At 64.1% G+C, this 21,675-nt stretch carries 24 protein-coding genes; 6 read left to right on the forward strand and 18 right to left on the reverse strand.

All coding sequences use genetic code 11. From position 1 onward, the window contains the following. Positions 1-37 precede the first annotated feature (37 nt). Together EL191_RS23135 and EL191_RS23140 are read left to right on the forward strand one after the other, a co-directional pair. Positions 38-418, forward strand: coding sequence for a RidA family protein (locus EL191_RS23135; RefSeq protein WP_013717760.1), 381 nt, complete (start codon positions 38-40; stop codon positions 416-418). A gap of 49 nt (positions 419-467) precedes the next feature. Continuing rightward, the gene (locus EL191_RS23140; RefSeq protein WP_017360505.1) at positions 468-1,193 is read left to right on the forward strand and encodes a hypothetical protein; all 726 of its coding nucleotides are present in this window, start codon (positions 468-470) and stop codon (positions 1,191-1,193) included. A 36-nt stretch (positions 1,194-1,229) separates the two neighbouring features. On the opposite strand, the gene EL191_RS23145 is transcribed toward EL191_RS23140, so the two are convergent. After that, positions 1,230-1,847 (reverse strand): LysE family translocator, encoded by a 618-nt coding sequence (locus tag EL191_RS23145; RefSeq protein WP_041980411.1) that lies wholly within the window; start codon positions 1,845-1,847, stop codon positions 1,230-1,232. Between the two features lie 78 nt (positions 1,848-1,925). Here EL191_RS23145 and EL191_RS23150 point away from each other — a divergent pair, with 78 nt between their 5' ends. Continuing rightward, complete coding sequence (locus EL191_RS23150; RefSeq protein ID WP_041980413.1) at positions 1,926-2,477, forward strand: AAA family ATPase; 552 nt, start codon at positions 1,926-1,928, stop codon at positions 2,475-2,477. On the opposite strand, the gene EL191_RS23155 is transcribed toward EL191_RS23150, so the two are convergent. Both EL191_RS23155 and EL191_RS23160 read right to left on the reverse strand, forming a co-directional pair. Continuing rightward, positions 2,467-3,267 carry a helix-turn-helix domain-containing protein gene (locus tag EL191_RS23155; RefSeq protein ID WP_041980414.1) on the reverse strand — a complete coding sequence of 267 codons (801 nt, stop codon included), beginning with the start codon at positions 3,265-3,267 and terminating at the stop codon, positions 2,467-2,469. The genes EL191_RS23150 and EL191_RS23155 overlap by 11 nt on opposite strands. 1 nt (position 3,268) lies before the next feature. Further along, positions 3,269-4,126: an NAD-dependent epimerase/dehydratase family protein gene (locus tag EL191_RS23160; RefSeq protein ID WP_041980415.1), complete on the reverse strand. Its 858-nt coding sequence runs from the start codon at positions 4,124-4,126 to the stop codon at positions 3,269-3,271. 203 nt (positions 4,127-4,329) lie between these two features. Here EL191_RS23160 and EL191_RS23165 point away from each other — a divergent pair, with 203 nt between their 5' ends. The 3 genes from EL191_RS23165 to EL191_RS23175 all read left to right on the forward strand — a co-directional run bounded on the left by EL191_RS23165 (position 4,330) and on the right by EL191_RS23175 (position 8,841). Next, positions 4,330-5,259 (forward strand): hydrogen peroxide-inducible genes activator, encoded by a 930-nt coding sequence (locus EL191_RS23165; RefSeq protein ID WP_003464616.1) that lies wholly within the window; start codon positions 4,330-4,332, stop codon positions 5,257-5,259. An 8-nt stretch (positions 5,260-5,267) separates the two neighbouring features. Continuing rightward, the gene (gene recG, locus EL191_RS23170) at positions 5,268-7,343 is read left to right on the forward strand and encodes an ATP-dependent DNA helicase RecG (RefSeq protein WP_017360511.1); all 2,076 of its coding nucleotides are present in this window, start codon (positions 5,268-5,270) and stop codon (positions 7,341-7,343) included. Positions 7,344-7,434: 91 nt separating this feature from the next. Continuing rightward, on the forward strand, positions 7,435-8,841 hold the full coding sequence (locus EL191_RS23175) for an aminoacyl-tRNA deacylase and HDOD domain-containing protein (RefSeq protein WP_013717767.1): 1,407 nt from the start codon (positions 7,435-7,437) through the stop codon (positions 8,839-8,841). 19 nt (positions 8,842-8,860) lie between these two features. Here EL191_RS23175 and EL191_RS23180 read toward each other — a convergent pair whose 3' ends face one another. From EL191_RS23180 to fliH, 15 genes are all read right to left on the reverse strand, one after another. Beyond that, entirely contained in the window at positions 8,861-9,613 is a 753-nt protein-coding gene (locus EL191_RS23180) for a hypothetical protein (protein WP_174447368.1), read from the reverse strand. A gap of 82 nt (positions 9,614-9,695) precedes the next feature. Next, on the reverse strand, positions 9,696-10,091 hold the full coding sequence (locus tag EL191_RS23185) for a hypothetical protein (RefSeq protein WP_013717769.1): 396 nt from the start codon (positions 10,089-10,091) through the stop codon (positions 9,696-9,698). A gap of 150 nt (positions 10,092-10,241) precedes the next feature. Further along, entirely contained in the window at positions 10,242-10,514 is a 273-nt protein-coding gene (locus tag EL191_RS23190; RefSeq protein ID WP_003242571.1) for an HU family DNA-binding protein, read from the reverse strand. Between the two features lie 188 nt (positions 10,515-10,702). Then, the gene (locus EL191_RS23195) at positions 10,703-11,851 is read right to left on the reverse strand and encodes an NAD(P)/FAD-dependent oxidoreductase (protein WP_041980418.1); all 1,149 of its coding nucleotides are present in this window, start codon (positions 11,849-11,851) and stop codon (positions 10,703-10,705) included. 299 nt (positions 11,852-12,150) lie between these two features. Beyond that, complete coding sequence (locus EL191_RS23200; protein ID WP_013717772.1) at positions 12,151-12,906, reverse strand: outer membrane beta-barrel protein; 756 nt, start codon at positions 12,904-12,906, stop codon at positions 12,151-12,153. Between the two features lie 221 nt (positions 12,907-13,127). Beyond that, a complete protein-coding gene (locus tag EL191_RS23205; protein WP_041980419.1) occupies positions 13,128-14,468 on the reverse strand; it encodes a hemolysin family protein in 1,341 nt (446 codons plus the stop codon). A gap of 62 nt (positions 14,469-14,530) precedes the next feature. Further along, positions 14,531-15,838, reverse strand: a complete 1,308-nt coding sequence (gene phoR, locus EL191_RS23210; RefSeq protein ID WP_013717774.1) for a phosphate regulon sensor histidine kinase PhoR — start codon at positions 15,836-15,838, stop codon at positions 14,531-14,533. A 48-nt stretch (positions 15,839-15,886) separates the two neighbouring features. Next, the gene (gene phoB, locus EL191_RS23215) at positions 15,887-16,576 is read right to left on the reverse strand and encodes a phosphate regulon transcriptional regulator PhoB (protein WP_013717775.1); all 690 of its coding nucleotides are present in this window, start codon (positions 16,574-16,576) and stop codon (positions 15,887-15,889) included. Between the two features lie 85 nt (positions 16,577-16,661). After that, complete coding sequence (gene ubiA / locus EL191_RS23220; RefSeq protein ID WP_013717776.1) at positions 16,662-17,552, reverse strand: 4-hydroxybenzoate octaprenyltransferase; 891 nt, start codon at positions 17,550-17,552, stop codon at positions 16,662-16,664. A 101-nt stretch (positions 17,553-17,653) separates the two neighbouring features. Then, positions 17,654-18,205 (reverse strand): chorismate--pyruvate lyase family protein, encoded by a 552-nt coding sequence (locus tag EL191_RS23225; RefSeq protein WP_026041862.1) that lies wholly within the window; start codon positions 18,203-18,205, stop codon positions 17,654-17,656. Positions 18,206-18,427: 222 nt separating this feature from the next. Next, positions 18,428-18,874 carry a flagellar export chaperone FlgN gene (gene flgN, locus EL191_RS23230; protein ID WP_013717778.1) on the reverse strand — a complete coding sequence of 149 codons (447 nt, stop codon included), beginning with the start codon at positions 18,872-18,874 and terminating at the stop codon, positions 18,428-18,430. Then, positions 18,871-19,149, reverse strand: coding sequence for a flagellar biosynthesis anti-sigma factor FlgM (gene flgM, locus EL191_RS23235; protein ID WP_013717779.1), 279 nt, complete (start codon positions 19,147-19,149; stop codon positions 18,871-18,873). The genes flgN and flgM overlap by 4 nt, the downstream gene beginning before the upstream one ends. 77 nt (positions 19,150-19,226) lie before the next feature. After that, positions 19,227-19,652, reverse strand: coding sequence for a flagellar FliJ family protein (locus tag EL191_RS23240; RefSeq protein WP_013717780.1), 426 nt, complete (start codon positions 19,650-19,652; stop codon positions 19,227-19,229). After that, the gene (gene fliI / locus EL191_RS23245; protein WP_013717781.1) at positions 19,649-20,965 is read right to left on the reverse strand and encodes a flagellar protein export ATPase FliI; all 1,317 of its coding nucleotides are present in this window, start codon (positions 20,963-20,965) and stop codon (positions 19,649-19,651) included. The genes EL191_RS23240 and fliI overlap by 4 nt, the downstream gene beginning before the upstream one ends. A gap of 16 nt (positions 20,966-20,981) precedes the next feature. Then, a complete protein-coding gene (gene fliH / locus EL191_RS23250) occupies positions 20,982-21,674 on the reverse strand; it encodes a flagellar assembly protein FliH (protein WP_041980420.1) in 693 nt (230 codons plus the stop codon). Between the last annotated feature and the right edge of the window lies 1 nt (position 21,675).

Raw genomic sequence — 21,675 nt, forward strand, 5'->3', positions numbered from 1 at the left:
GGTGCTCGACCCAGTCAGTTCTCACAAGGAGCGATTCATGAGCAAGACCGTCATCACCAGCGACAAGGCCCCCGCCGCCATCGGCACCTACTCTCAGGCGATCAAGGCCGGCAACACCGTCTACATGTCCGGCCAGATCCCGCTGGATCCGGTGAGCATGGAGCTGGTCGAGGGCTTCGAAGCACAGACCGTGCAGGTGTTCGAGAACCTCAAGGCCGTTGCCGAAGCCGCCGGCGGTTCGTTCAAGGACATCGTCAAGCTGAACATCTTCCTCACCGACCTCTCGCACTTCGCCAAGGTCAACGAAGTCATGGGCCGTTACTTCGAGCAGCCCTACCCGGCGCGTGCCGCCATCGGTGTGGCCGCTCTGCCGCGCGGCGCGCAGGTAGAAATGGACGCCATCCTGGTCATCGAGTAAGCCCGGCGGCGGGGCTCAGGCCCCGCCTGCTCCCCGTGCGGAGATCATCATGCGCCTGATCGCCCTGTTGCTGTGCAGCTCCGTCCTAGCAGGCTGCGCCAGTACGCCGAACAACGACCCGAGCGGAACCTGGATCAACCAGGCAGCCATCGATGCCGCGCGCGAAAGCGGTCGCCTGCGTGAAGCCCTGCTCGCCTATGGCCCCAACCTCGAATGGCATATCGCCCCCGAACAGCACCAGGCCAGCTACAGCAATGGCTTCGAACTGGCCGAGGGCAAGCTGCAGGGCGCGGGTGAAGGCCGCTGGCAGGTGACCTTTTATGGCGACTACAAGGAGCAGCTCTCCATCCAGAACGGCGAGTTGGTTCAGATCGCCAGCGGTTATTGGCCCGAGCAGCACTTCACCCGCACATCCGGCGAACCCAAACCGCTGGGCGGCAGCTTCGAACAGGCGTTGTACCGCGACTACCTGGGCGGTGATTGGCTGATCGAAGAAGGCCTCGGCCAGGGCGGCCTGGTGCGCTTCAACAGCGACGGTCAGGTTCAGGGGCTGCCTGGCGCCGAACGCTTCGCCTTGTGCCTGGCAGGTGATTGCGCCGCCATGAGCGGAGAACATGACAGCATCTGGTTGCAGGCTGGCGACCAGGGCAGCCCGTGGCTATTCGTGCATGAAGGCAATCAGTTGCGCATCTTCGAAGCGCAGAACCGCGCTCAGTTCGACGAGATGCCCGAGTACCAACCCGGCCCGCAGCGCTGGTTGCTCAAGCGCCGCTGATCACAATGTGCCGCCCCGCAGAGAAGCGGCGCCACGCTACACGGCACCCAGCAAAAGCCACGCACCCAGCGCCAGCAGCAAGCCGCCACAGCCGCGATCCAGCCAGCGCACATGCCGCTGCAACCAACCCCGCCAGTGCGCCTGATCGAGCAGGCGCACCAGCGCCAGATCCCAGAGCAGCACCACCAGGGTCATCCATAGCATCGCCAGGCCCAGCCCCCACGCAGGCATCGCGGACTCACGCAACACCCCAAACAGACCGGCATAGAACAGCGGCAATTTGGGATTGAGGCTGCTGGCCAGAAGCCCCTGGCGCATGCCTTTCCACACCCCGCCCAGCTTCGGCTGATCGCCCTGCGGCAACACCAACTCGCGCTGCGAAGCCAGTGCCTGCAGGCCTATCCAGGCGAAATACAGGCCGCCGACGACCTGTAAGCCGCGCCACAGCCAGCTGCCTTCGGCAGGCAACAACGCCATGACGCTCAGCACCAGCAACATGCTCAACAGGTTGGCCAGGGCGATACCGCAGGCACAACCGTAGGCCTGGCGCCGCCCCTTCGTCAGCGCAGTACGAATCAACAGAAAAAAGTCCGGCCCCGGCGACAGCAAGGCAGCGAAATGGGTACCGGCAACCAGCATAAACAGCGCGAACATGGGACCTCCGTTTGGCGGAGGCAGTGTCAGCAACTACCGGTATGGATGTATTGGAAAAAACTCAGAGGAACCCAGCACATGCCCTGTGACCCAGCTTTGCACGTTCTCACCGGCGGCCCGGGCAGCGGCAAGAGCTGCTTGCTGGCAGCCCTGTCCCAGGCGGGCCACTGCGTCGCCGAGGAAGCCGGTCGGGCGATCATCCGCGACCAGCAGTCCATCGCCGGCCTGGGGCTTCCCTGGCGCGACCCGAGCCTGTTCGCCGAGCTGATGCTGGCCTGGGAGCTCAGGGCTCATCGCCAGGCGCTGGCGATGAAGGGGCCGGTGTTCTTCGACCGCAGTCTGGTCGATATCATCGGCTACCTGCGCCTAAACGACCTGCCAGTCGGCCAACATCTGCTGCAGGCGGTGCGCCAATTGCGTTATCACCGACAGGTGTTCCTGCTGCCGCACTGGCCGCAGATTTACTGCAACGACAGCGAGCGCCGCCAGGATGCGGCCGAGGCCGAACGAACCTGCAGGGTGATGCGTAAGGTTTATGTAGAAGCCGGTTATCAACTCATCGAGGTACCGCGGATGAGCCTGGCGCAGCGCCGCGACTTCGTGCTGCAGTGCAGTGGCCTTACCCCTTAGCCAGCGTGCGAAAGCGTCCCGGAGTGACCCCGGTGAAGCGGCGAAACACGCCGTTGAAATGCGCCTGGTCATAGAAGCCCAGCTCCAGCGCCACCTCGGCCAGCGCCTGCCCCTGCATCAACCTGCGCTTGGCCTCACGCACCCGGCGCTGCAGCAGGTAAGTGTGGGGCGGCACGCCATAGGCGCGGCGAAAAACCTCGATCAGGTGTCGCGGGTGCCGCTGTACCAGAGCGGCCAGATGCTCCAGGCTGACGGCCTCGGTGTAGTGGGCTTCGAGGTAATCGCGCAAATAAGCCGTCACTCCGCTGTCGCGTGATGCCGGCCGTGCCTGGCGCAAGCCGCCGTGACGCACGAACACCAGCTCCAGAAGAGCCAGAAGCTCACTTTCCAGCGCCAGCACATCGCTGCACTCGAAAGCACCCGCCAAGCGCGCCAGGCTGAGCGCCACCAGCCCATCATCGGCCGGATTGAGTTCGCGAAAGCCGCCGGGCTGACGCTTGCGGCCGAGCAGCGCGGGCAAACGCGACTCTTCGATATAGAGCATGCGATAGACCACTCGCGCAGACTCGGCGTGCCCGGTATGCGGCTCCTCGGGATTCATCAGCGACAAGGTGCCGGCAGGCAGCGCATAGCGCTGGCCACGACATTGATAGCCCCCGACGCCCTGTACGATGGCACCGATCGCGAAGGCATCATGGCTGTGACGGCCAAACGCCTGCCCGGAGAAATCGGCATGAAACAGCTCGACGCCCGGCAACCACGGCTTGGCCAGCAGGCTGTTGGCATCCATTTCAGCGCTCGGCGAGGATCGCCGCGTAGCCCTCGCGGTAGCTGGGATACTGCGGCGCCCAACCCAGCGCACGGGCGCGGGCATTGCTGCAACGCTTGCTGCCGGCTCGGCGCACGCGCTGTTCGTCACTCCAGTGGCTGACGCCTAACTGCTCACGCAGCCAAGCGACTACTTCGTGCAGTGGCGCCGGCTCGTCATCGACGCCCAGATAGCAATCGGCCAATGGCTTACCGACAACGTCTGCCTGCAACAGCGTGGCGAACAGACCGGCGGCATCATCGACATGAATGCGATTGCCGTACAACGGCGGCGTCTCGCTGACCCGATAGCCACCGCGTACCTGGCTCAGCAGCCATTCGCGACCTGGACCGTAGAGGCCGGTCAGGCGCACCGTGGTCGCCGACAGGCCACTTTCCAGCGCGACGCACTCGGCCTCACGCATGATCACGGCGGAAAAACTCTGGGCTTCGGCCGGAGAGTCCTCGTCGATCCACTCGCCCTCCTGCTGCCCATACACGCCGCTACTGGAGGCGAACAGAATGCGCCGTGGTCGCTGGCCATGCTGCGCCAGCCAGCCCAGCACGCGGCGCAGACCATCGACATAAGCGGCGCGGTAACCCGCCTCGTCATGCTGGATGGCCGCCGCGCAGTACACCAGATAATCCAGCGGCCCTTGTGGCCAATCCGGCGGACAGACGTCGGCATGCAGATCACCTGCCAGCGGTTCGATGGCAGCAGGCAACGCAGCCACGTTGCGGCGCATGCCCATTACGCGCCAGCCCTGTTCGGCCATACGCAGGCCAAGACGGGTACCGACGTCCCCGCACCCGGCGATCAGCAGGCTGTTGCATCCCGACATGCTCTTCTCCATGACTCCTATGCGACGGCGCAGTGTAACAGGCCGCTTGCAGGCTTCGGCGAAGCGGTCGGCGGGCCGCATGGATGCTGAAGATGGGGCGACGCAAACGCAAAAGTAGAGATAGTTTTACAACAGCCTATTAGCGCGGTTGGTTCATCTGTTTGCAAAGGCTATGCTTGGCGGCAACTTAATGGATAAACACTATGACCCTCACCGAACTGCGTTATATCGTCACCCTCGCTCAGGAACAGCATTTCGGCCGCGCCGCCGAGCGCTGCCACGTCAGCCAGCCGACCTTGTCGGTCGGCGTGAAGAAGCTGGAGGACGAGCTCGGTGTGCTGATCTTCGAACGCAGCAAGAGCGCCGTACGTCTGACACCGGTCGGTGAGGGCATTGTCACCCAGGCACAGAAGGTGCTGGAGCAGGCCCAGGGCATTCGCGAACTGGCCCAGGCAGGCAAGAACCAGTTGGCTGCGCCGCTGAAGATCGGCGCCATCTACACCGTTGGCCCCTACTTGTTCCCGCACCTGATTCCGCAGTTGCACCGGGTCGCACCGGACATGCCGCTGTACATCGAGGAAAACTTCACCCACATCCTGCGCGACAAACTGCGTACCGGTGAGCTGGACGCCATCATCATCGCCCTGCCGTTCCAGGAGGCCGATGTCCTGACCAAGCCACTGTACGACGAGCCCTTCTACGCGCTGCTGCCAGCCGGCCACCCCTGGGCGGCGATGGATACCATCGACACCAAGCTGCTCAACGACAAGAGCCTGCTGCTGCTCGGCGAAGGCCACTGCTTCCGCGACCAGGTGCTGGAAGCCTGCCCCACTCTGCGCAAGGGCGGTGACGACCACGGCAAGCACACCACGGTGGAATCCAGCTCGCTGGAGACTATCCGCCATATGGTCGCCTCCGGCCTGGGCGTGTCGATCCTGCCGTTCTCGGCGGTGGACAGCCACCACTACGCGCCAGGCGTGATCGAAGTGCGTCCGCTCAGCGCGCCGGTGCCGTTCCGCACCGTGGCCATCGCCTGGCGCGCCAGCTTCCCGCGGCCCAACGCCATCGAAGTACTGGCCGACTCCATCCGCCTCTGCTCGGTCGCCCGCAGCCCGCAGACCAAGAGCGCCTGAGGCCGGAAGTGAGCGAGCTGTCAGCGGTTCCCGTCACCGCGCTGAAAGGCGTAGGCGCCGCGCTGGCGGAAAAACTGGCCAAGGTCGGCCTGGAAAACCTGCAGGATGTGCTGTTCCACCTGCCGCTGCGCTATCAGGATCGCACCCGCATCACCCCCATTGGCGCCCTGCGACCCGGGCAGGATGCGGTGGTCGAGGGCATCGTTGCCGGTGCCGACGTGGTCATGGGCCGGCGGCGCAGCCTGCTGGTGCGTCTGCAGGACGGCAGTGGCACGCTGAGCCTGCGCTTCTTCCATTTCAGCCAGGCGCAGAAGGAAGGGCTCAAACGCGGCACGGCGCTGCGCTGCTATGGCGAAGTGCGCCCCGGCGCCACCGGCCTGGAGATCTATCACCCGGAGTATCGCGCGCAGAGCGGCGACGAGCCGGCCCCGGTGGAGCAGAGCCTGACGCCCATCTATCCGACCACCGAAGGCCTGACCCAGCAACGCCTGCGCCAGCTAAGCCAGCAGGCATTGGCGAGGCTCGGCCCGCGCAGCCTGCCAGACTGGCTGCCTGACGAGCTGGCCCGCGACTATCGCCTGGCGCCTTTGGATGAGGCCATCCGTTATCTGCATCGCCCGCCGCCGGACGCCGATGTCGAAGAACTCGCCGAGGGCCGTCACTGGGCGCAACACCGCCTGGCCTTCGAGGAATTGCTGACCCATCAGCTGTCCCTGCAGCGCCTGCGCGAACAGGTGCGCGCGCAACAGGCGCCGGCGCTGCCGCCAGCGAAGAAGCTGCCGCAGCAATACCTTGCCAACCTCGGCTTCGCCCCCACCGGCGCGCAGCAGCGCGTCGGTGCCGAGATCGCCTATGACCTGGCGCAAAGCGAGCCGATGCTGCGCCTGGTGCAGGGCGACGTCGGTGCCGGCAAGACGGTGGTCGCCGCCCTGGCTGCATTGCAGGCGCTGGAGGCCGGCTACCAGGTGGCATTGATGGCGCCCACCGAAATTCTCGCCGAGCAGCACTTCCTCAACTTCAGCAAATGGCTGGCACCGCTTGGCCTGGAAGTGGCCTGGCTGGCCGGCAAGCTCAAGGGCAAGGCCCGCGCCGCCGCACTGGATCAGATCGCCGCTGGTTGCCCGATGGTGGTCGGCACCCATGCCCTGTTCCAGGACGAGGTGAAGTTCAAACGCCTGGCCCTCGTGATCATCGACGAGCAGCACCGCTTCGGCGTGCAGCAACGCCTGGCCTTGCGCCAGAAAGGCATCGACGGGCGCTTGAGCCCGCATCAGCTGATCATGACCGCCACACCTATCCCACGCACCCTGGCGATGAGCGCCTACGCCGATCTGGATACCTCGATTCTCGACGAGCTGCCGCCGGGACGTACACCGGTCAATACCCTGGTGATCGCCGACAGCCGCCGCATCGAGGTGGTCGAGCGCGTGCGCAACGCCTGCCAGCAGGGTCGCCAGGCCTACTGGGTGTGCACGCTGATCGAAGAGTCAGAGGAACTGACCTGCCAGGCTGCGGAAACCAGCTACGAGGAGCTGTCCGCCGCACTTGGCGAGCTGCGCGTCGGGCTGATCCACGGGCGCATGAAACCGGCCGAAAAGGCCGCAGTGATGGAAGAATTCAAGCAGGGCAGATTGCAGCTGCTGGTGGCAACCACGGTAATCGAGGTGGGCGTCGATGTCCCCAACGCCAGCCTGATGATCATCGAAAACCCCGAGCGCCTTGGCCTGGCCCAGCTGCACCAGTTGCGCGGCCGGGTTGGTCGGGGCAGTGCAGCCAGCCACTGCGTGCTGCTCTACCACGCACCGCTGTCGCAGCTCGGCCGCGAACGCCTGGCGATCATGCGTGAAACCACCGATGGCTTCGTTATCGCCGAGAAGGATCTGGAACTGCGCGGCCCCGGTGAAATGCTCGGTACCCGGCAGACCGGTCTGCTGCAGTTCAAGGTCGCCGACCTGATGCGCGACGCCGATCTGCTGCCTGCAGTTCGCGATGCCGCACAGGCACTTTTGGAACATTGGCCACAACATGTGGCTCCATTGTTGGAACGCTGGTTGCGTCATGGCCAGCAATACGGTCAAGTGTGAACCTGTTCACAGGACAACCGTCGCCACGAACCATTGCGCAAATCCTCGCTGGTTATACTCCGAGGCACATGCGCCAACGCTGGATATCGATATGACTGAAGCTGCCCTCGCCGCCAACGCCACTCCGCAACCGCCCGCCGTGATCGTGCAATTGCTGGAGAAACTCGCCGTACCCTACCAGGTGCGTGCGGAGCGACCGGGCCAGCCGAGCGAGGCGCGCCTGCAGGCCGTGCTGGTGGACGATGCCGTCGGTGCCCTGCTGGTGCTCTACCCGCGCAGCCACTTGCTGGATCTGTCACGCCTGGCGGAACTGACCGGGCGCCAGCTCACCGCAGTCAAACCCGAGCGCCTGGAGCGCATGCTCGGCAAGCACGATCTGGCCGCCCTGCCCGGTTTGCCGCCGCTGACCAGTTCGCCCTGCCTGTATGAAGAACGCCTGTTGCAGGTACCCAGCCTGCTGATCGATTCCGGCCAGCCCGGCGTATTGCTGGAAGTCCCCACCGAAGCCTTCAAGACGCTGCTCAGCAAGGCCAGTGCGGCGCGTTTCGGCGAGCCGGTGAGCGCGATCAAGCCGAACCTGGATCGCCCGCATGATGACCGCGCGGAGATCACCCAGGCCGTGCAGGCCTTCACCGCGCGGCGCATCCAGCAGCGTCTGGAAGAAACCATCGAGATTCCGCCACTACCGGAAACCGCACAGAAGATCATCAAGCTACGGGTCGATCCCAACGCCACGGTGGACGACATCACAGGAGTGGTCGAAACCGACCCGGCATTGGCTGCCCAGGTGGTCAGCTGGGCAGCCTCGCCCTACTACGCCGCGCCCGGCAAGATCCGTTCGGTGGAAGATGCCATCGTCCGCGTGCTGGGCTTCGATCTGGTGATCAACCTGGCGCTAGGCCTGGCGCTGGGTAAGACCCTGAGTCTGCCCAAGGACCAGCCCCAGCACGCCACGCCCTACTGGCAACAGGCGATCTACACCGCTGCGGTGATCGAAGGACTGACACGGGCCATGCCCCGCGCACAGCGCCCGGAAGCCGGCCTGACCTACCTCGCCGGTCTGCTGCACAACTTCGGTTACCTGGTTCTGGCGCACGTCTTCCCGCCGCACTTCTCGTTGATCTGCCGCCATCTGGAAGTCAACCCGCATCTCTCGCACAGCCATATCGAGCAGCACCTGCTGGGTATCACCCGCGAGCAGATCGGCGCCTGGCTGATGCGTCACTGGGATATGCCTGAAGAGCTGTCCAGCGCCCTGCGCTTCCAGCACGACCCGTCCTATGCCGGCGACAGCGCGGCCTTCCCCAACCTGGTGTGCCTGGCCGTCAGCCTGCTGCGTAACCGCGGTATCGGTGCCGGACCTCAGAGCGAGATCCCGGACGAGCTATTCGAGGCCTTGGGCCTGAGCCGGGAAAAAGCCGAGGATGCCGTCAGCAAGGTACTCAGCGCCGAAGTCGCACTGCGCGAGCTCGCAGCGCAGTTTCAGCACCCGCACTGACAGGCGCCCACCTCGGTCATTACGGCTGGCTCGCCGTCTTGCGCAACTGCTCGCGGCGCTCGGCGAACAGTTGCGGCAACACCTCCAGACTGACGGTGAGCAGCTGGCTGACGCTGGGGTGCTCGTATAGCGCCGCATACTCCGCCAACTGATCGCTGGGCATCTGCCGGTAGGCATAGAACATGAAGGTTTCCACCGCCTTCCCGCTGGACTGGCGTATGGCTTCAGCCTGCTTCTGTGTCTGCGCCTGCAACTCGGCCTCGCTGAGGCTCTCCCCCCGCGCTCTTAGTGCCAGCAGCGCCTGGGTCTTGCCGACTTCGTAACGCAGCAGGCTGGCCAGTTCGGTGGTGCGTGCAGCGGCATCAAGACGTTTGACCAGATCATGACGCGCGCCTCGTGGCGGCTGTGCCTGCAACCGCTCGCGGTATTCAGCCAGCCCATCGGGTTGCTCACCGACTGCACGCTCGGCAGCGGTGAAGCGCTGCGCCAGCGGACTGTCGAGACGTTCATGAGCCTGCTCGGCTTGCGTAGCATCGAAACGGGAGCCGACCCGTTCAGCCAGATCGAGACAGAACGCCTCGCCCGCAAACAGTTGCGCAAGGCGTTTCCGTTCGGCATCACCCTGACCACGCTGCAGCAACGGCGCACTCTGCTCGCAGAGTAGATGGATACCCGCCAGCTCGAATAACGGCAGCAGGGTTTTGGCGGAGGCCGGCTCGGCTCGCGCCGTGGCGGTGGCCAGCAACAGCAGGGGCAGGAGGAAAAGGCGCATGCTCAGGCTTTCCACAGGAACATGCCTGGCAGCCTAACCAAAGCGCAGCGTCGCGGCCAGCCGCGACGCGAATCGGTGCTTATCAGGCAGCCTTTTTCGGGGCCTCGGTCTTCTTCTTCGGCATCAGGTACTTGGTCAGCCCCTGGAACCACATGACCAGTGCCGGATTGCCCTGGATCTGGATGTCCTTGTTCTGGATACCCTGCATGAAAGCCAGCTGCTTGTTCTTCGCAGTCATGGTCTCGAAGCCATAGGCCGCGTCCTTGAAACCAAGGGCGAAAGCAGGCTCCTTGGCAGTACCTCGCTTGCTGGTGACACGTTGACCGGCCACGATGAAATGGCGGGCAACCTTGCCGTCCAGGGTGTGCAGTTGAAAGACCATGTCGCGACCTTCGAGCTGCTGGCGGAAGGCTGGATTTTCACGGCTGGCCTTGGCCATCAGGCGACCCAGCATCCACAGAAGAAAACGAAATTTCATGCACAGGCCCTCGTGATCGAAGATGATGGCCGCGCATTGTAGTGGTTTTCTTGCAAGACTACAGCCTGCCAAAAGCACGGCGGGCACAACGCGTTTGACAGCCTATAGTGGCAGCGGGAACCCGGAGCCGAGCGGCTCCGGGTAGCGGGCTCAGTTGACCGCGTCTTTCAGGGACTTGCCCGGTTTGAAGGCCACGGTGTTGCTGGCCTTGATCTTCACCGGTTGGCCGGTTTGCGGGTTCTTGCCCGTACGGGCGCCACGATGGCGCTGGACGAAAGTACCGAAGCCAACCAGGGTGACACTGTCCTTGCGGTTCAGTGCACCGGTGATTTCTTCCAGTACGGCGTTGAGTACACGATTGGCCTGATCCTTGGTCAGATCAGCCTTTTCGGCGATGGCGGCGGCGAGTTCCGGTTTACGCATAGATGCCTCTTTGACGGTTTTTTGTTGTTGTGTCCGTGCTGTTCTTCCAGAACAGCGCCCAAGGCGCCGCAACAGCTCTGCGCTGCGGCAGACCCTTGGGAGAATGGCATGCCGCATCGCGCTGCGCCAGTCTCGCCCACCACTTTAACCAGGCAATTTCGTGGCGTATCCGACAGAACGGCAGGCAATCATGCCAGCAGCGCGGGTAATTCCTTGTTCAACGCCAGTTTCTCCTGCACTGCGGCGCCGGTCAGCGCGTAACCGAGCAGGGCTCCGGAAGCCTCACGGCAGAGCGCCTTGATGTCGCTGCCACTGCCTTCGACCGTCCACTCTCCCTGACTGCCGCGCGGTGGCGGCGAAACCACCAGCGGACATACCGGCGTCTTGACCGTTATCGGCATCGGCCCGTAGCTGACCGCCGTCGGCTCGCCGGCCAGGGTCTTGGCCAGCGCTCGGGCGCAAGCCATCAGCGGCATGACGTAGAGCAGGTTGAGCCCATCGACCTCGGCGCAATCACCCAGAGCGTAGATATTGGCGTGCGAGGTCCGCAGATGGCGGTCGACCATCACGCCACGGTTGATGTCGAGACCGGCTGCCGCAGCGAGTGCAGTGCGCGGGCGCAGGCCCACAGCGGAAACCACCGCATCGCACGGAACCAGGCTGCCATCGGACAACGTCGCCTGCAGCGCATCACCCTGGCGATCGAGGCTGGCCAGCACCGGGCCGAGATGGAAACGCACGCCCAGACCTTCCAGGCCAGCCTGGACGGCCGCTGCCGCGGCCGGATGCAGCAGCCCCGGCATCACCTGCTCGCAGGGCGCCAGCAACTCGACCTGATAGCCGCCGGCAGTCAGGTCGTTGGCGAATTCGCAGCCGATCAGCCCGGCGCCGAGGATCAGCACGCGACGCTTACCGGCCACGGCGCTACGAAAGCGCGCGTAATCTTCCAGATCATTGATCGGGAATACCGCATCCTGGGCTTCACCTTCCACCGGGATGCGAATCGGCTCGGCGCCCCAGGCCAGCACCAGATCGCGATACGCCACGGCCTCCTCGCCGATCCACAGCCGCTTGTGGCCGGGGTCGATGCCGGTGATGCGAGTATGGGTGCGAATCTCTGCATTGAGCTGCTCGGCCATAGCCCCGGCTTCGGCCATGGCCAGGCCATCGGCATCCTTGTTCTTGCCGAAGCCGGTGGACAGCATCGGCTTGGAGTAGGAGCGGCCGTCATCGGCGGTAATCAGCAGCAACGGCGTCTGCGTGTCGAGCTTGCGCCATTCCTTGGCCAGGTTGTAGCCGGCCAAGCCGGTCCCGACGATGACGACAGGTGCACTCATGCTGTGATTCCTCGCTACACAAAGGACGCAACGGCCTACTGGCCGTTACCATTGATTCATGGATTCAGGGGCGCTCGACAAGCTCGAAGTCGGCCGCAGCCACAGCCGCTCAAGGCCGAGTCAGTCAACTGACAGGTCTTCGCGGCGAAGTGGCGGAATCACACCCTACTGGATCAGGCAGCAGCTGGCCAGAAGCGACTCGGCATGCCAGCCAGAGGTTGGGTAGGTAATGCGCTGCGGGGAACAGCAGTGAGGGGAGAACCGCCCGACAGTGCGGGCGGTTTCAAAGGCGACTTGGCTTAGAACGCCAGGCCGACACGCAGACCGACCTGCTCCTGCTTGAGCTTGCTGCGCTCGGCAATCGCGCTGTTGCTGTCGAGCTCATAGCGGGTCTGGGTGTAGTACAGGCTGGTGCTGATCGGCAGGTTGTTGATGCCCTTGTTCCACAGCACGGTCAGCTCGCCGTACGGATTGACCTTGTCCTTGAGGTCTACGGAATCACTGTCGCCATCGACCTTCAGACGCGCTTCGGAATTGATCGAGTAGCGAGCGCCCACCTCCAGACGCAGGGTGTAGTCCGGCGTCAGGTAGTTATAACCGAGCCCGGCCTTGGCGAACGGCGATTTGCTGGTCAGCTTGACGTTGCTGTCGAACGGGCCGACGTTGTCCTGCTCGATACGGCCCCAGTCGTAGCCGCCACCGACGATCACGTCGACATAGTTGTTGGTGCTCAGCGCCGCACGCAGACCAAGGTCGATATCGGCACGCGCAGACTTGTATTCCACATCGTCCTTGTCACGGTACTGGCCTTCGATGCCCGCCTGGTAGATGAAGCCTTCCTGCCCGGTCAGCTTGTTACCGAAGTGGTAGAACAGGCCGCCCTGGTTGAGGCGCTCCTTGTCGCTTTCATCGTCCACGGTGAGCTTGTACTGATTGTGCGAAGCGATGACACCGAAGGTGGAGATCGGGTCGGTGACCGAGTCTGCATAGGCCTGCGAGGCGCCCGCCAGGCACAGGGCGAGTGTTGCTTTGGGGGTTATGCTGGACAGCTGCATGACGATTTCCTTGGCAATGAGTGGATAACGTCGCCCACCGGAGATGGGACGCAAGTACCTAGACTGTCGATGCAGGGAGTGATTCGCCAAACCTGACGAGCGGTCGCGAAACTGAACAGGCCCTGAAAGGGCCTGGTTTTGCGGGGAAAATACTGACCAAGCGGACAGTGCTTTTTGGCCTCTTCGCCGAGTGAGGCACCATCTGTTGGCGCCTTGCAGACTCAGTCCAGCTTGACCACCTTGGCGAGGACCACCTTCGGCCCTTTCATCTTCTTGATGATGATGCGCAGGCCATCGGTTTCCAGCACTTCCTCCTCCTCGGGCATGCGCTTGAGGGTCTCGTAGATCAAACCGGCCAGCGTCTCGGCCTCGATATGGTCGAGGTCGACGCCCAGCAGGCGCTCGACCTTGGCCAGCGGCGTGTCGCCACGCACCAGCAACTTGCCCGGCTGGTAGGCAAGAATGCCGCGCTCGGCCTTGCGATGCTCGTCCTGAATATCGCCGACCAGCGCTTCGAGCACATCTTCCATGGTCAGGTAACCGATCACCTTGCCATCAGCCTCTTCGACCAGGGCGAAGTGCGCACCACCCTGACGGAACTGCTCGAGCAACTGCGACAGCGGCATGTGCCGGCTGACTCGCTCCAGCGGGTGCATCAGGTCGCCCAGTTTCAGTGCCGACGGCAGCATCTCCAGCAGGGACAGGTGCAGCAGCAGGTCCTTGATGTGCAGCACGCCGACGAACTCACCCTTGTTCTCGTCAAAGATGGGGTAGCGGCTGTACTTGTGCCGGCGGAAGGTGGTGAACACCTGATCCAAGCTGGCGTTGAGTTCCAGGAAAATCAGGTCTTCACGCGAGTTGGCCCAGTCCACCACCTCCAGTTCGCCCAGTTCGACCGCCGAAGCCAGCACGCGCAGGTCCTGATCGTTGTCGGTACTGGCGCGGCTGGAATGCAGGATCAGCTTGAGCTCCTCACGGCTGTAGTGATGCTCGTGGTGCGGCCCAGGCTCGCCCTGCCCGGCGATGCGCAGAATGGTATTGGCGCTGGCATTGAGCACGAAGATCGCCGGGTACATCAGCCAGTAGAAGGCGTACAGCGGCGCAGCCGTCCATAGCGACAGCAGCTCGGGTTTGCGGATAGCCCAGGACTTGGGAGCCAGCTCGCCGATGACGATGTGCAGGTAGGAAATGATCGAGAACGCGGTGAAGAAGGCGATACCGTGAATCAGCTTCGGCGACTCCACGCCAACCGCCACCAGCAGCGGCGTCAGCAACTCGGCGAAAGCAGGCTCGCCGACCCAGCCAAGGCCCAACGAGGCCAGGGTGATACCCAGCTGGCAGGCCGATAGGTAGGCGTCCATCTGGTTGTGTACGGTACGCAGGATATGCCCGCGCCAGCCGTGGGCCTCGGCCAGGGCATCGACCTTGGTCGCGCGCAGACGCACGATGGCGAACTCCGCGGCGACGAAGAAACCGTTGAGCAGAACCAGGAACAGGGCGAACAGCATGAGGCCGAAATCGGCAAGGTAGGCAGAAGCGGGAATACTCGTGGAGGGGTCCATGAAGGTTCGGATTAGCCAATGATCGCTAGAGGTTGGAGCTTCGCCGCGGCGAATGCAAGCATTCAGCGTGCGCGCTGCACCACCTGCGCCGCAGCGAAATGGCAGGTGAAGGTGCTGCCCTTGCCGAGAACGCTGCTGATCTCCAGATTGCCCCGATGACGCAACAGCACGTGCTTGACGATGGCCAGGCCTAAACCAGTGCCACCGGTGTTGCTGGCACGGCTGGAGTCGACCCGATAGAAACGCTCGGTCAGGCGAGGCAAATGCTTGGCCTCGATGCCCATGCCGGTGTCGCTGACCGCCAGGTGCGCACCCTGCTCGTCACCCCACCAGCGAATGCGGATATCGCCACCGGCCGGAGTGTACTTCACGGCGTTGAACACCAGGTTGGAGAAGGCGCTGCGCAGCTCCGCCTCGCTACCCTTGAGCTTGAGATGTGCATCGGCCTCCAGGCTGATGCGATGCAACTGGTCGCCGGACAGTGCCTGGGCATCGTTCTTGATCGACAGCAGCATCAGGTCGACCGCTACCGGCTGGTTGTCCGAGGGGTAGTCGGTAGCTTCCAGCTTGGCCAACAGCAGCAGATCGTTGAGCAGGGTCTGCATCCGCGCGCCCTGTTGCTGCATCTGCTGCAACGCTCGCAGCCAGCGCGGATTGACCGCCTCGACGTTGTCCAACAGGGTTTCCAGATAGCCGGCGATCACCGTCAGCGGCGTGCGCAGTTCGTGGGAGACGTTGGCGACGAAATCCTTGCGCATCTGTTCCAGCTGATACAGGCGGGTGACGTCACGCACCAGCAGCAAGTGCTCGCGGTTGCCGTAGCGAGTGATGTGGAACTGTAGGCGACGGCGGTCGTTGACCGGCGAAGGAATCTCCAGCGCATCGGCGTAATTGCCGCGCTCGAAGTACTCCTTGAAACGCGGGTCGCGCACCAGGTTGGCCAGTTGCTGGCCGCTGTCCTGCGGCGTCTTGAGACCTAGCAGGGTCTCGGCGGCGCGGTTCCACCACTCCAGGTTGCCCTGGCTGTCGAGCATCACCACGGCGTCCTTGAGCGCCGCAGTGGACTCCTGCACACGATCGATCACTGCCTGCAGGCGGCCGCGAGCCTTCTGGTTGCGGCGCTGCAGGTGATAGATGCTGTCGAACACCTCGCCCCACAGGCCATAGCCATCCGGCGGTGGCTCGTCGGGTTTGTGCTCACGCAGCCATTTATGCAGGCGCAGCAATTGACTGAGGGTCCAGGCCAGGTGAATGCCCAGACCACAGGCCAGCACCCAGGCGTATTCCCCGGTAATGAAGCCAAGCAGCAGGCAGGCGCCGATCAACAGCAACAGCCGGCGCACAACGGCACCACGCCAGTCTTGATTCACGATGGAGCGCATCCTTGTCGAGCGGCTGGCGCACATTCGCGCCAGCGATTAACCCTTGGTGGAGAAACGATACCCAGTCCCGCGCACGGTTTGTACCAGGTTTTCGTAGGCCTCACCGAGCGCCTTGCGCAGGCGGCGGATATGCACATCGACGGTACGCTCCTCGACGTAGACGTTGCCGCCCCAGACCTGGTCGAGCAGCTGGCCACGGGTGTAGGCGCGCTCCTGATGGGTCATGAAGAACTGCAGCAGACGATATTCGGTCGGGCCCATCTCGGCCGGTTTACCGTCGATGGTTACACGATGACTGATAGGGTCGAGCAACAGGCCGCCAACTTCGATCGGCGCCTCGCCATCACTGGGGCCGGCACGGCGCAGCACGGCCTTGAGGCGGGCCACCAGTTCACGCGGCGAGAAAGGCTTGGTGATGTAGTCGTCGGCACCGACTTCCAGCCCCTGGATCTTGTTGTCCTCTTCGCCCTTGGCGGTGAGCATGATGATCGGGATATCACTGGTCAGCTCGTCACGCTTGAGGCGCCGGGCCAACTCGATGCCGCTGGTGCCGGGCAGCATCCAGTCGAGCAGGATCAGGTCAGGTTTGCGGTCGACGATAACGGCATGAGCCTGCTGGGTATTCTCTGCTTCCAGGCACTCGTAACCGGCCATCTCCAGGGCCACCGCGATCATCTCGCGGATCGGTGCTTCGTCATCGACGATCAGGATGTTCTTGCCAACCATGGGGCCTTAGCCTCTATTCGTTCTCTGTCTGCGCCGCATTAGATAACGGAATTATTGCAGCGATATGACAGGTAGGCGGCAGCGCCTAGCGCAATGCGTAGTCCAGCACGATCCCGATGAAGATCGCCAGCCCTGCCCAGTGGTTGTGCAGGAAGGCGTTGAAGCACACCAATGGCTCGCGGCGGCGAGTCACGTGGAACTCCCAGGCGAAGCAGGCGGCGGCCACCAGCAGGCCGAGGTGGAAGTAAAGGCCCAGCTCGAAACGTGCGCCAGCCAGCAGCAGGCAGAGCAACGCCAGGCCCTGCAGGCTGGCGATGATCAGGCGGTCGGCGTCGCCGAACAGGATGGCGGTGGATTTCACCCCGATCTTCAGGTCGTCCTCGCGGTCGGCCATGGCGTAGTAGGTGTCGTAGGCCACGGTCCAGAGCAGGTTGGCGATGTACAGCAGCCAGGCTTCTGGCGGCAGGCTGCCGGTCTCGGCAGTGAAGGCCATCGGCATGCCCCAGGAAAAGGCCGCACCGAGCACCACCTGCGGGTAGAAGGTGTAGCGCTTCATGAAGGGATAGCAGGCGGCCAGGGCCAGGCCGCCGAATGACAGCCAGATGGTGGTGGCGTTGGTGAACAACACCAGCACGAAGCTCATCGCCACCAGCACGGCGAACAGCACCAGCGCCTCGCGCGGCTTTACCTTGCCACTGGCCAGCGGGCGCAACTGGGTACGGCTGACATGGCCGTCGAAGTTGCGATCGGCGTAGTCGTTGATCACGCAACCGGCGGCACGCATGAGGATCACGCCGACAACGAAGATGAACAGGTTCTTCAGGCTCGGCACGCCTTCGGCCGCCACCCACAGTGCCCACAAGGTCGGCCACAGCAGCAGGTAGATGCCGATGGGCTTCTCCAGGCGCATCAGCTGGATGAAGTCCCAGGCTCGCGGGTGCAGGCGAGTGGTCGATTGCAGCAGGCGGGTGTACATCGAAGCGTCTCCGTGCGGGTTGCGCGGATTATACGGAGTCGGCGCAGGAAGGGGGCGATGCGCCGGCGACGCGGTCGATGGGTTACGTCTGCCCGCCCAGGCTAGGCTTCGATCGCGGCGGCAACCCAGAACCGGGGCAGGAACACTTCGGCTACCAGCACGCCAAGGGCGCCACGACTGAAGCAGGAGCGGCGCGCCCACAGGCGTTCTTCACGCACTTCCAGGGGCAACCAGGCCGCCGGATAACGGCAGGCCTGCAACTCGCCGCGGTCAAAGGCTCGGTCACTGAACAGCAGTTCGCCCAGCGAGCGACTGCCCAACTCGGCCAGATTCAGCCCGGAACCTTCCAGCGCGCTACGCGCTGCGACGCTACGGGCGAACACCCAAGGCTGTCCATGACCACGCAGGTAGACCTCACGCACCCAGCCCTGGCTGCCGTCGGCTACGCCGAGCAGCGCGCACTCATCGCTGCGCAGGCGCTGCCAGCCTTCCTGCAGCGGCGTCACCGAGAAGCCGTCGTTGGATAGCGCGGTCAGGCGGCGGGTCAGCGAGTCCTCGTTGAACAACCAGTCGCGCACACCGGCAGCCGGCTGCGGATGCAGCTGGGCATTGGTCAGCCAGCGCGGCGGATGAGCGAGAGCAGCGTGAGGCACGGCAAGAATCACCATGAATAGAAAGCGCGCGAGTCTAGCACGGCGCGACAGGCGCTTTGAGGCCGGGACATGAGCTGCAGGGCGTTGTGTGGGCTGGGCGGCGATCCGCTTCAACCTACCAACGATGGTCCACGTGGGCTGAAGCCCACCAATGATGTTCGGCCCACCAACGGCGTTCAGCGTGGACCAATACGGATCGCCGCCCCTAAAAGGCCAAACCTCTCAATACGGCTGCGGTGCGTACAGCTGCGCCGAGCCCGGCTCGCCGAGCAACTGTTCGAGAATCTCGTGGTGCATGGCCAACAGCTTGCCGTTGCGCTCGTTGAGACGCTTGCACTGGCCGGCCAGTTGGCCGAGCTGCTCCCAGGTGTGGACAAGGTGATTGCGCTGGGCCTGTGGATAACGCGCCAGCAGCTTCTGCATGGCGCTGTTGCCACTGCCCAGCTGGAAAGCGGCGAGCACTTTGCTGCGGCGCTCCGCGCGTGCCTTGGCCTGGTCGACCAGCGGCAGGATCTGTTCATTGAGCAGGTCGATCTGCCTGCTGTCGCGCTTGAGCAACTGCTGATACAGCTCCTGCATCAGACCACGCAGGGTCAGATAGTCGGCGCAGTCCTGATGCAGGTCCTGCTCGACGATCTGCAGCAGCTGTTGCTCACGCGCGGTGGTCACGCATCGCTACCGCTGTGGTAGGTCAGCATGCTGCCGGCCAGGGCGGCCGGATCGCTGCTCAGTTCACCGCGCGCCAGGGCGGCCTTGAGCTGAGCGACCTTGTCCAGGTCGACGTCCGGCAAGCTGCGCAGGGCGTCCTGCAACTGCTCCAGACGCGGTTCCTGGCTGGCGCTGGCGCGGGCATTGCCGCCTGGCTGCGGACGCGCGCTCTGCACCTGCGCCGGTGCGTCGCTGGGCAGGTTGAGGCTGGGCTTGAGATGCCTGCTGATTTCCATGATTCGAATCCAACTCGCGTGGTGTTATGGCCTAAGAGCGACCGGGCACGGCAACAACTTAAACACGTCGAAAAAAATTAGCTGACCTGGGCGCGCCACCAGGCCTGCGCAGCCAGACCATCCTGAATCTTCTGCTCCTGGCGGGCAAGCAGGTCCTGCCATTCGCCCATCTTGCCCTCGAGAAACTGGGTGATGACCTTCTCGCTGCGCATCGCCGCCAGCAACTCACGCTGAATGCGCGCCAGGTTCTCCTCGGCCAGCGCCAGCTCGCGCCGCTGCAGCTCGACCATCTTGTACAGGGTCGCCTTGTAACGCTGCTGGTTGTCGCGCTGCAGTGGCGTGGTCATCGGCACGGTGAAGCCGCACAGGCGGCTGAGACCGGTGATGTTGTTGCGGTAGCGCTGGCAGAGGTTCTGTTGATAACTGACACGGCCGAGCATTTGCTGCACCTTGCTGCCGCGCAGACTGGCCAGGCGTCCGAGCATTTCCAGCTGTTCTTTCATTTGATGATGCTCTGCAAGGTGGCGATGCTGGCGCCGAGTTCGGCGCTGGCACCAACCTCCTGGCGCAGGAAGCGTTCGAGACTGGGCGCCAGTTGCACGGCGCGGTCGGTCTTGGCGTCCATACCCGGGGTGTAGCCACCCAACGGAATCAGCTCCTTGATCTTTTCATAGGTGCTGTAGAACTCCTTGAACTGGCGCCCGGCAGCCAGGTGCGCAGGCTCGCCGACCTGGCTCATGCAGCGGCTGACCGAGGCGGAAATGTCGATGGCCGGGTAGTGGCCGACGTCCGCCAGACGCCGCGACAGAACGATATGCCCGTCGAGAATGGCGCGCGCGCAGTCGACGATAGGGTCCTGATGGTCATCGCCCTCCGCCAGCACGGTATAGATGGCACTGAGGCTGCCACTACCGCTCTCGCCATTGCCGGCACTTTCCACCAGCTCCGGCAGCATGCCGAACACCGACGGTGGATAGCCCTTGGTCGCTGGCGGCTCGCCGAGGGCCAGGGCGATCTCGCGCTGTGCCATGGCGTAGCGGGTCAGCGAATCGACCAGCAGCAACACGTCCTGGCCCTGGTCGCGAAAGTAGGCGGCAATGCTGTGGCACAGCTCGGTGGCCTTCAGGCGCATCAGCGGTGACTCGTTGGCCGGCGCCACCACTACCACGGCCTTGCGCAAGCCTTCCTCGCCGAGCGAGTGAAGGATGAATTCCTGCACCTCGCGGCCGCGCTCACCGATCAGCCCGACCACCACCACGTCGGCCTTGGTCTGCCGTGTGATCATCCCCAGCAGCACGCTCTTGCCTACTCCAGAGCCGGCGAACAGGCCGACCCGCTGGCCTTTGCCGAGAGTCAGCAAGCCGTTGATGGCGCGTACGCCGACATCCAGCGCGGCCTCCACCGGGCGCCGCTTGAGCGGATTGACCGAAGGCAGCTCGACCGGCAGCGGGTCGCGCCCGGAGAGCTTGCCGCGTTCATCCAGCGGCTCGCCGAGGCCATTGACCACGCGGCCAAGCCAGGATTCGTCGATCTGTAGCAGCGCCTCGTCCTTGGCCGGGAATACCCGCGATCCTGCCGCAAGGCCGACCGGCTTCTTGAATGGCATCAGGTAGGTGATGTCGCGGTTGAAGCCGACCACCTGAGCGTCCAGCAAACTGCCGTCAGCCTGCTCGACCCGGCAACGCTGGCCGGTGCTGCGCTGGCAGCCGAGGCTTTCCAGGAGCATGCCGGAAACCCGCACCAGGCGCCCAGCCACCTTGGCCAGTTGCACACCGTCGAGAGAGCGCAGCGCTTCGTCGAGTTTGTAGTCGAGCATCGGCGTCCGCTCCCGCTCAGGCTTCGGTCAGGTGCAGGTGTTCGGCCAGGGTGTCGATGCAGGCGTCCAGACGCTGCTGGCAGCCCACGTCGGCTTCGGCCTGCGGCGTAACCACGCGGCATTCGCCCAGCGCCAGGCGCTCGTCGGCCACCAGTTTCCAGCCGGCAGCACGCTCCGGTGCCACGGCCTTGATCCGTGCGTATTCCTCGGGGCTGAGCAGCACCTGTACGTCTTCGGGCTCGCCCGGCATGCTCGCCAGGGCCTCCTCGACCAGCGCCAGCAACTGAGTCGGGTGCAGCGTGAGTTCGCAGCGAATCACCTGCTGCGAGACCTTCCTCACCAGTTCCAGCAACTCCTGGCGGCGCTTGTGCTCCAGCTCGCCGAGGTATTGTTCGACCTTCTCGCTGATCTGCTGCAACGGTTGCGCAGCCAGTTCGAAGTCGCGACGGCCTTCGTTACGGCCTTCCTCGCGCCCGATTTTCAGGCCCTCGTCGCGCCCCTGCTCGAAGCCGGCCTGGCGCCCGGCCTCCTCGCCTTGCTGCAGACCGTCCTGGTAGCCCTTCTCGATACCCTGCTGGAAGCCATCGGCCATGGCTCGCTGCAGACCGGCGGCATCGCCGCTCCAGTCCACTGCCGGCTGGCTGTTGCGCGGCGGGAAGCGGTAGGCGCGCCACTGGCGGGTGTCGCCCTTGATCACCTTGACCGTCATC

The organism is Pseudomonas mendocina, from assembly GCF_900636545.1.
GTDB lineage: Bacteria > Pseudomonadota > Gammaproteobacteria > Pseudomonadales > Pseudomonadaceae > Aquipseudomonas > Aquipseudomonas mendocina.